Here is an 8,067-nt window from a genome sequence, read left to right as displayed (position 1 = left end):
CATACCTGGCTTCAGTCCGGTCCTGGTGACGGAACCGGTACCTTGCTGGTAACTTTTCTTACCGGTGAAGAATTGCAATGAATCCACCAACCCACCAGCAACCATCCAGTTGCCATGATTTCCCGTCTCAAAACTGGTGAAGGCTATATCGGCCCAGGCCCCGCCGGATACTTCACAGACCGGAAGCTCCTGCTGATAGTCCCGGAGCAGGGACCTGACAGGTTGTTGCGGTGATTGAAGCTGCAGGATATTCAATGCCTGGTTGTACAGATCAAAACTGGCTGAGAGGGCATAACGACTGTCTTTAAGGAACCGGCCACCAGCGAAAGAGCAGGATGTAAAACTGCTGAATGGCAGCGGCTCTGTCAGCATCAGTTCAAAGACCTTATCGGGCATAGGCAGGTCGGGTTTGTAGGTGAAAAGAATTGCAGCTGTAAGCTGATCTTTTCCATCGATGGTTTTCAGAAAAAGTTTTTCTACCGGCACCAGCATATTCTTCCGCTGCAAAAGCCGGATGCCCTTTGCTTCATCGGTATTGCACTGGCTGGTATCGAAATCAAAAGAATAACGGATCAGTTCTTTCTGCCAGTTCCCATCGCTCCCCTGCGTAAGGGTACTGGTAAGCTGGTTGTGACGATCAGCTGAATAGTTACTGGAAATAGTGGAACTGATAGTTCCACTGCTATCGATATATAGCTGCGACTGGCTTTTGAGCTGCAGTTTTTCTGTAAAATAAACAGGCAGTTGATAATTGAAAGTACGGAAGCCGGTACCGGTCAGCGGGCAATATTGCGCGTATTCCACTTTAATTCCCCTGGTAGCGCCTTTGTTTACCGGGGTACTTTCATAGTGATTGGAATCGATCCTTATCAGTTCCATTGTACCGTTATTGTTCCGGTATTCTTTCCTGTACCTGAGCAGCCCGGCCTTCCAGTTATATTTGAAGGGAGGCAAATATGGTGAGCCGGCAGCTCCGTTATGATCTGCATTGGGGGTATAGGCCCATGAAATACAGCCATTCTCCCCGTTTTTATCATCGTATTCCGTGATATAGAGATATTCTACCGGCTGGCCGCTGAGCGGGGCCATGCTTTCTTCTGTAATGGTAGTGCGGGTGCCGCAGGTCCTGCACCCCGCAAGATATTCCGCCGAGATGCCGGTGCGCGCTATATATTGCGGGTAATTGATGTACCCGACACTATCAAATCGGTCATTGTACTGGTACCTTTTCAGAGTGCTGCCACCCGTTCCATCAAAATGTTCTATGGTCAGGATCCTGCAACCTCCTGCTTCATACCGGGTAGGTGATGAGTAAGTGGAAGGCATTTTGCGGGAGATTGTAAGCTGCGCCCTGCCATCAGACCAGTTACCAGAGTCATCCATGTATTTTTTCAGCGTATAATAATAGGTACCGGGATAAAGATCGAGCGAGGCGGCATTGATGCCGCAGCCGTAAGAGGAGCATTCAAACCTGAGCGGAGCAGTGGTGAGCAGATTGCCGGTGGAGCTATTCCGGGTAAGGCTCACATAAGAATTGATCAGTGCTTTCGGCTGCCAGGCACGGTACGCGGAAATCTGAACAGGAGTAACCGTATCGATGGTAAATGAACCGTAGACCTCATCCGCTTCACCTGTTGAGGTATCCAGCAGGGGGGCCAGTTGATGACCGGTTACATTTTGCAGAAAGTACTGTCCCTGTAACTGGCCAGGCGCAGTTAGCCGGATGGAATTGGGCTCATAGGTAAAAATGGTATGGCCCCCTGTTGGGTAAACTATCTTTTGTAACATACCGGTTCTGCAGAACTTGAAATTACTCTCCTTGCTGACTGTAATGGCATTGTTCTTCCAACCAGGTACCAGCCGCTGGTAGTCTGCATGCGGAAGGCCTCTTGCCTGACCGTTGTAAAAGCCCCAGTGATCTTTCCCGCTGGAAAAGGGAGGCGGGATATCAGTGCTGTCGTAATAACTGAACTGCCATCGTTCCGGATTGCCTTCCTGGGTTGTTTTAATGACTGCCTTCAATTGCAATCGGTTGCTATCGGCATAATGAAAGCTGTATTCGCAGACCAGCCTGCCGTTTTCGTTCAACACCTTCATTTTTTTCAGGCAGGGTACAAACGCAAAGGGATCGAGTAAACTGATATCACGGCGAGTTGCTGTGCTCATTTCAAACAGTATTTTTCCGCCGGTGAAATTGATCTGCGTCAACAGGTGATTAGCGAGATTATACCGGGTATGACTGATACTGGTTTTACTGAGCGGGCATCCCGGATAAGCAGTTTCCGACATGATGTATGCAAAATGCTGTTTACCTGTATAGCTGAATGGGAATGGCGTATAGGCATAACTGATATACTGGTTCCCCGGAGTGATGATCCGGCTGAGGTAGTAAGTGGCATTGCCACTGAAATTCTGCTGGAGGGGAAATTCTGTGATTTCTGTGGCCTCATTGTAATCGGTGACACCAAAGGTGAAAATATTCCCTTTTATATCGGTGATGGTGAAAACATCACTACCCTGCCTGCTGATGCGCAGGTCTGTTACAGGCACCTGGATGATCTGTTGACCGGTATCATGAAAAAAGCTGCCTGAATAACCGGGAAGGGTGTAATTATAGAAATCGAATTCTCCATCCACTTCTCCATCTGCAAGTTGTTGCAGGTATTTGTAAGCGTTATAACTATTCATTTTGTTATGCAGGAACCTGTTCAGTGAATCCGGTGGGCTGTAACCCGCACGGGAACTGAACATACCGCGACTATTGCCTGTAATGAAGTCTGGCAATCCTCTCTGCTCATAATTGATCAGGCCACCTGCCTGAATAGTCCAGCCCAGTCCTGCGGAGCCGGGGATCTCATCCATTTTCAGGCCGTTGTTCTGGTAAGAAAGTACGACCGGGATTTCCAGTGTACCGGCTTTGATGGTGTACAGGGGAATATTCACCTGTGCCATTCCGCTGGTAAGCGATACAGGAATGGTTCCATATTTTTCAAAGGCTGCTGCGTCTGGTGATCTGGGTGAGACCTGTGGTAGTACATAGGATGATTGTGCCTGTATCAGCAGCGGGATGCAGGAGTAAAACAGCAATATAAACTTGTTCATACCTGAAATTTGAAGTGATGCAGGATGGCCCAGGTATGATAGTACTATAAGTAAACGGGAGAACTGTGCAATTGTCCTACGAATATCAGGAAAATATTTTTCGGTCATGGGTTTGCGTTATTGAGTATGCATATGCACGTAATTTCACAAGGTGTTTGGGGAATCTGCGTAAGCTGGCACTGGTGCTGCATTTCAGGTTTGCAGAAAGAAACTGGGCGCAACAGGGCGGGTATGATTCAACAGCACAAAAAAACTTTTCAAAAACCTACCAAAATGTTAAAATATATTTGGAATGCATATGAAAGTATCCGTATATTTGGTTAAGCATCGAACGCAATTATTCCCAATCTTCTTTAAGCCCTTATTCTAGTAATTATTCCGATTACAATACCCGTAGGTTACGTCATTCTGATTACGTTAGTCTTTAAATCTGTTTTTCAATTTTAGTTTACTTATTCCTGTTTGCAGGTAATAGTGATTTCCGTAGATCGCTTTTCATCCTGTGCCTGGTTATCACTACTTCAGCAATTTTCTCAGAACATTGCGCAGTTGATCTATGCAGTGACTGATCTGATAAATATATTTTTCGCTAGGACTTCAGGGCTAAATCGGGCCGGTAGTTTTTACTACCGGTCATTTTTTCCAACTCCCAGGCCCTCCTGCGATCTAAACTAGTTTCGTTAAGGTTTCAGAGCTAAAACAGGCCAGTGGTTTTTACTACCGGCCATTTTTTTGCCCGGAATTATCAGGGTCTGTTCAGTAGCCCGCGTCCCCGCGAATTACTTATAATCCGTCGCCTCTGGCGACACCGTGTTCGCCAGAGGCGAACTAATAGCACTAACCCGCCGGGAGGCGGGCGAGTGGGCACACCTCGCTTAACCCGGTACACTCCGCTTATGTCTGACCCCTCATTTACTCACATACCTACCGCTTAACCGGGCATCCACTGATTATCAGCGATTTTTTCCCCCGCTCCCGCCAATTCCCCCCAAAAACCTTAACTTCGCGCAACTTTTTCTGCAATGAAGTTTCTTATACAACAAGCCAAGATCATCAATCCAGGATCGCCTCTGGAAAGCAAGAAACAGGATATCCTCATCGAATCCGGTATTATCAGGGACATTCAGCCCTCTATCCAGGCCAGTGCTGACCGAATCATATCGGGTCATGACCTTCATATTTCCCCGGGCTGGGTGGATATTTTCGCTGAATTCGGCGATCCCGGCTACGAATACAAAGAGACCCTGGAAACAGGCGCAGCAGCAGCAGCAGCCGGTGGCTTCACGGATGTGTTCGTTGTTCCCAATACCAAACCCGTTATCGATAACAAAACCCAGGTCAGTTATATCACTGGCAGGAGCACTTCGCTTCCATCCAATATCCATCCCATCGGCGCCATTTCAAGAGGAGCCGAAGGCAAGGAACTGGCCGAAATGTATGATATGCGCAGCGCAGGCGCCCAGGCATTTTCCGATGGGCTCTATCCTGTTCAGTCTGCCGGCGTACTCCTCAAAGCCCTCCAGTATGTGAAGGCCTTTGACGGTATCGTGATCCAGATCCCTGACGACCGCAGCGTAGGCTCCAACGGCCTGGTGCACGAAGGCGTTGTCAGTACCCGACTCGGTCTGCCCGGTAAACCCATGATGGCCGAGGAACTGCTGGTGGCCCGCGATATCAAACTCGCCCGTTATGCAGAATCAAAACTGCACTTCACCGGTGTAACTTCTCCCCGCTCGCTGGATTATATCCGCCGCGCCAAAGACGCCGGACTGTCCGTTACCTGCTCCGTTACCCCCTATCACCTGCTCTTCACCGATGAAGACCTGATGAAAGGCTATGATACTAACCTGAAAGTGTATCCGCACCTTCGCCCCGAAAAAGAGCGTAACCTGCTGCGTGCCGCCGTAGCCGATGGAACCGTGGATTGCGTTACCTCCCACCACAGGCCGCACGAGAAAGACAGTAAGGTGCTGGAATTCGAATATGCCAAATACGGCATGTCAGGCCTTGAAACCTGTTATTCCGCCCTCAGACTGGCCATGCCTGAGATCCCCGAGGCTCGTTGGGTTGAACTGCTCAGCACCAACCCCAGGAAGATCTTCGGTTTGGGCGGCGCCGTTATTGAAAAAGAAGCGCAGGCCCATGTAACAATTTGGGATGCCGCAGCACATATTACTGTCAATGATGCCTTTTTCCGCTCCCGCTCCCACAACTCAGCTTATACCGGACTTACATTGCCTGGTAAAGTGCTGGGAGTGATCAACGGAACCAGGGCATCTCTCCATTCACTTTAAAACCTTCAGTGATATGACATCACCAAACCAGACTGGTTCCAAAGTAGGACTGACCTACGGCCTTATCGGCGGCATCGCCATGATCATTTATACGCTCTGCCTTTATATGGCAGGCATAGAAACCTTCATGAACTTTGCGCTGGCATTCCTCGTGTACGCCATTATCATTGCCATTGCTGTGATGGCCGGAATCAAGCAGAAAAAACTCAACGGCGGCTACCTCAGTTTTGGTGAAGCCCTCAAGACCGTATTCCTCACTTTTGTACTGGCCTTCCTGCTGTCCACCCTTTTTAATTATGTGTTATTGAACTATATTGACACCGGTTTCAGGGATGAGATGTCAAGGCTGACCCTCGAAAAAGTGGAATCTTTCATGAGAAAGCTGGGCGCCCCCGAAAGTGATATTGAAAAAGCCATGGAAAATGCCGGCAGCGCAGACAACTACAGCTTCAGCAAAACACTGCTTGGCTATGGTATGATGTGTATCATTTTCTGTATCATTTCCCTGATCATTGCGGCTATCATCAAAAAGAACAAGCCGCCATTCGATAATGCATTTAAAGAATAACCACCATATGGATGTTTCCATCGTAGTTCCCCTGTATAATGAAGAAGAGTCCCTGCCTGAATTATGTGCATGGATAGAACGGGTGGTGAACACCAATAACCTCACTTACGAGATCATTTTAATAGACGATGGCAGCACGGACGAATCCTGGTCTGTGATCGAGCAGCTCCGTGCCGCCAATCTCAATATCAAAGGCATCCGCTTCCAACGCAACTACGGCAAATCCGCCGCCCTCAATGAAGGCTTCAAGGCCGCACAGGGCGATGTGGTAATCACCATGGATGCCGACATGCAGGACAGTCCGGACGAAATTCCCGAGCTCCGCCGCATGATCGTGGAAGATGGGTTTGACATGGTAAGCGGATGGAAGCAGAAACGCTTCGACAACACCCTTACCAAGAATATCCCCTCCAAATTCTTCAACTGGGCTACCCGCAAGGCCAGCAAGATCAACCTGCACGATTTCAACTGCGGTCTCAAATCCTACAAACGCAAAGTGATCAAGAGCGTGGAAGTGTATGGAGAGATGCACCGCTATATTCCTGTACTGGCCAAATGGTCTGGCTTCCGCAAGATCGGGGAGAAAGTGGTGGAGCACCGCGCCCGCAAATACGGCACCACCAAATTCGGTTGGGAAAGGTTCGTGAACGGCTTCCTGGACCTCGCCAGTATCATGTTCGTAAGCAAGTACGGCAAACGCCCCATGCACTTCTTCGGACTGATCGGCTCCCTGTTCTTCTTTGCCGGTTTCCTGATCTCCATCTACCTGCTGGTAGCCAAGATCATCGACCCCGTGAACAGCCTTACCAACCGCGTATTTTTCTATGTAGGCCTCACTGCCATGATCATCGGAACCCAGCTTTTCATGGCCGGCTTCCTCGGTGAACTGATCGCCCGCAATGCACCCGGCCGGAACTCTTATCTGATTGAAAAGAAACTGGGGGTTGAATAATGGCAAAGCAAGTAGTGATCATCGGTCCAGCGCACCCGCTCCGTGGCGGCCTGAGTACATTTGACCATCGCCTTTGCAGACAATTCAAAGAAGAAGGATACGATTGCTGTATCTACTCCTTCTCTTTACAATACCCTTCATTCCTGTTCCCCGGCACCTCCCAATACACCACGGAACCGGCGCCTGAAGGCATCGAGATCTATTCAGTGATCAATTCCATCCATCCCTTCAACTGGATCCAGGTGGGCAATACACTGAAAAATCTCAAACCCGATCTGATCATTGTCCGTTTCTGGCTTCCTTTCATGGGACCTGCACTCGGTACCATCCTCAGAAGGGTAAGAAAGAACAAACATACCCGCATCATAGCGATCACAGACAATGTGATCCCGCATGAAAAAAGACCCGGCGATACGCCCTTCACCCGCTACTTCCTCAAAGCCTGCGACGGTTTTGTAACAATGAGTGAAAAAGTGATGGCTGACCTCCGGACCTTTGAAGCCAGTAAGCCCGCAAAACAGGCCGCACATCCCCTTTACGATAATTTCGGTGAACCCATCAGCAAAGCTGCTGCAAGGGCACATCTCGGCCTGAAACCTGATGAGAAGATCGCATTGTTCTTCGGTTTTATCCGTAAATACAAGGGGCTCGACCTCCTGCTGGAAGCCATGCAGGAAATCAAAAAGGATCCCCGCAATATCAAACTGATGGTGGCCGGCGAGTATTATGAAGATGAGAAGGAATACAATGACCTGATCGCCCGCCTGAACATCGGCGATTCACTGATCATGCGCACGCAGTTCATCCCTGATAGTGAAGTGAAATTCTATCTTTGCGCAGCGGATCTGGTGGTGCAGCCTTACAGGAATGCCACGCAGAGCGGCGTTACCCCCCTCGCCTATCATTTTGAAGTGCCGATGGTGGTGACCAATGTAGGAGGACTGCCATCGCTGGTGCCGCATGATAAAGTGGGACTGGTCTGCGAGCCCACCCCCGCCGCCATCGCCACTGCCGTGAAAGAATATTTCGATAAAGGCGAACAATATTTTCTGCCGGCCCTGCGTATGGAAAAGCAGAAATACAGCTGGCATACGCTGGTGAATACGATCGAAACCATTGCTACCAATATAAAAAGGTAATCCAGTAAACTC

At 49.2% G+C, this 8,067-nt stretch carries 5 protein-coding genes; 4 read left to right on the top strand and 1 reads right to left on the bottom strand.

The genetic code is table 11. The features are described from left to right. Window positions 1-3,102, bottom strand: a 3,102-nt coding sequence (locus tag ACTHMC_RS27600) for a hypothetical protein (protein ID WP_440418306.1), incomplete at its 3' end; no start/stop codon positions are given. A gap of 1,022 nt (window positions 3,103-4,124) precedes the next feature. Here ACTHMC_RS27600 and ACTHMC_RS27595 point away from each other — a divergent pair. Genes ACTHMC_RS27595 through ACTHMC_RS27580 form a run of 4 tightly spaced genes read left to right on the top strand, consistent with a single transcriptional unit; the run spans window position 4,125 to window position 8,055 of the window. Then, window positions 4,125-5,396: a dihydroorotase gene (locus ACTHMC_RS27595; RefSeq protein WP_440418305.1), complete on the top strand. Its 1,272-nt coding sequence runs from the start codon at window positions 4,125-4,127 to the stop codon at window positions 5,394-5,396. Window positions 5,397-5,409: 13 nt separating this feature from the next. Further along, window positions 5,410-5,964, top strand: a complete 555-nt coding sequence (locus ACTHMC_RS27590) for a DUF4199 domain-containing protein (RefSeq protein ID WP_440418304.1) — start codon at window positions 5,410-5,412, stop codon at window positions 5,962-5,964. 7 nt (window positions 5,965-5,971) lie between these two features. Then, window positions 5,972-6,916, top strand: coding sequence for a glycosyltransferase family 2 protein (locus ACTHMC_RS27585; protein WP_440418303.1), 945 nt, complete (start codon window positions 5,972-5,974; stop codon window positions 6,914-6,916). Continuing rightward, on the top strand, window positions 6,916-8,055 hold the full coding sequence (locus ACTHMC_RS27580) for a glycosyltransferase (protein WP_440418302.1): 1,140 nt from the start codon (window positions 6,916-6,918) through the stop codon (window positions 8,053-8,055). Before ACTHMC_RS27585 ends, ACTHMC_RS27580 begins: the two co-directional genes overlap by 1 nt. The last annotated feature ends 12 nt before the right edge of the window (window positions 8,056-8,067 follow it).

This window comes from Pseudobacter sp. (assembly GCF_051955275.1).
Lineage (GTDB): Bacteria > Bacteroidota > Bacteroidia > Chitinophagales > Chitinophagaceae > Pseudobacter.
This window is presented reverse-complemented; position numbering and strand designations above follow the sequence as displayed.

Coding starts and splice junctions, on each gene's coding strand:
- ACTHMC_RS27585 (WP_440418303.1), top strand. CDS start 5,972: ATGGATGTTTCCATCGTAGTTCCCCTGTATAATGAAGAAGAGTCCCTG.
- ACTHMC_RS27590 (WP_440418304.1), top strand. CDS start 5,410: ATGACATCACCAAACCAGACTGGTTCCAAAGTAGGACTGACCTACGGC.
- ACTHMC_RS27580 (WP_440418302.1), top strand. CDS start 6,916: ATGGCAAAGCAAGTAGTGATCATCGGTCCAGCGCACCCGCTCCGTGGC.
- ACTHMC_RS27595 (WP_440418305.1), top strand. CDS start 4,125: ATGAAGTTTCTTATACAACAAGCCAAGATCATCAATCCAGGATCGCCT.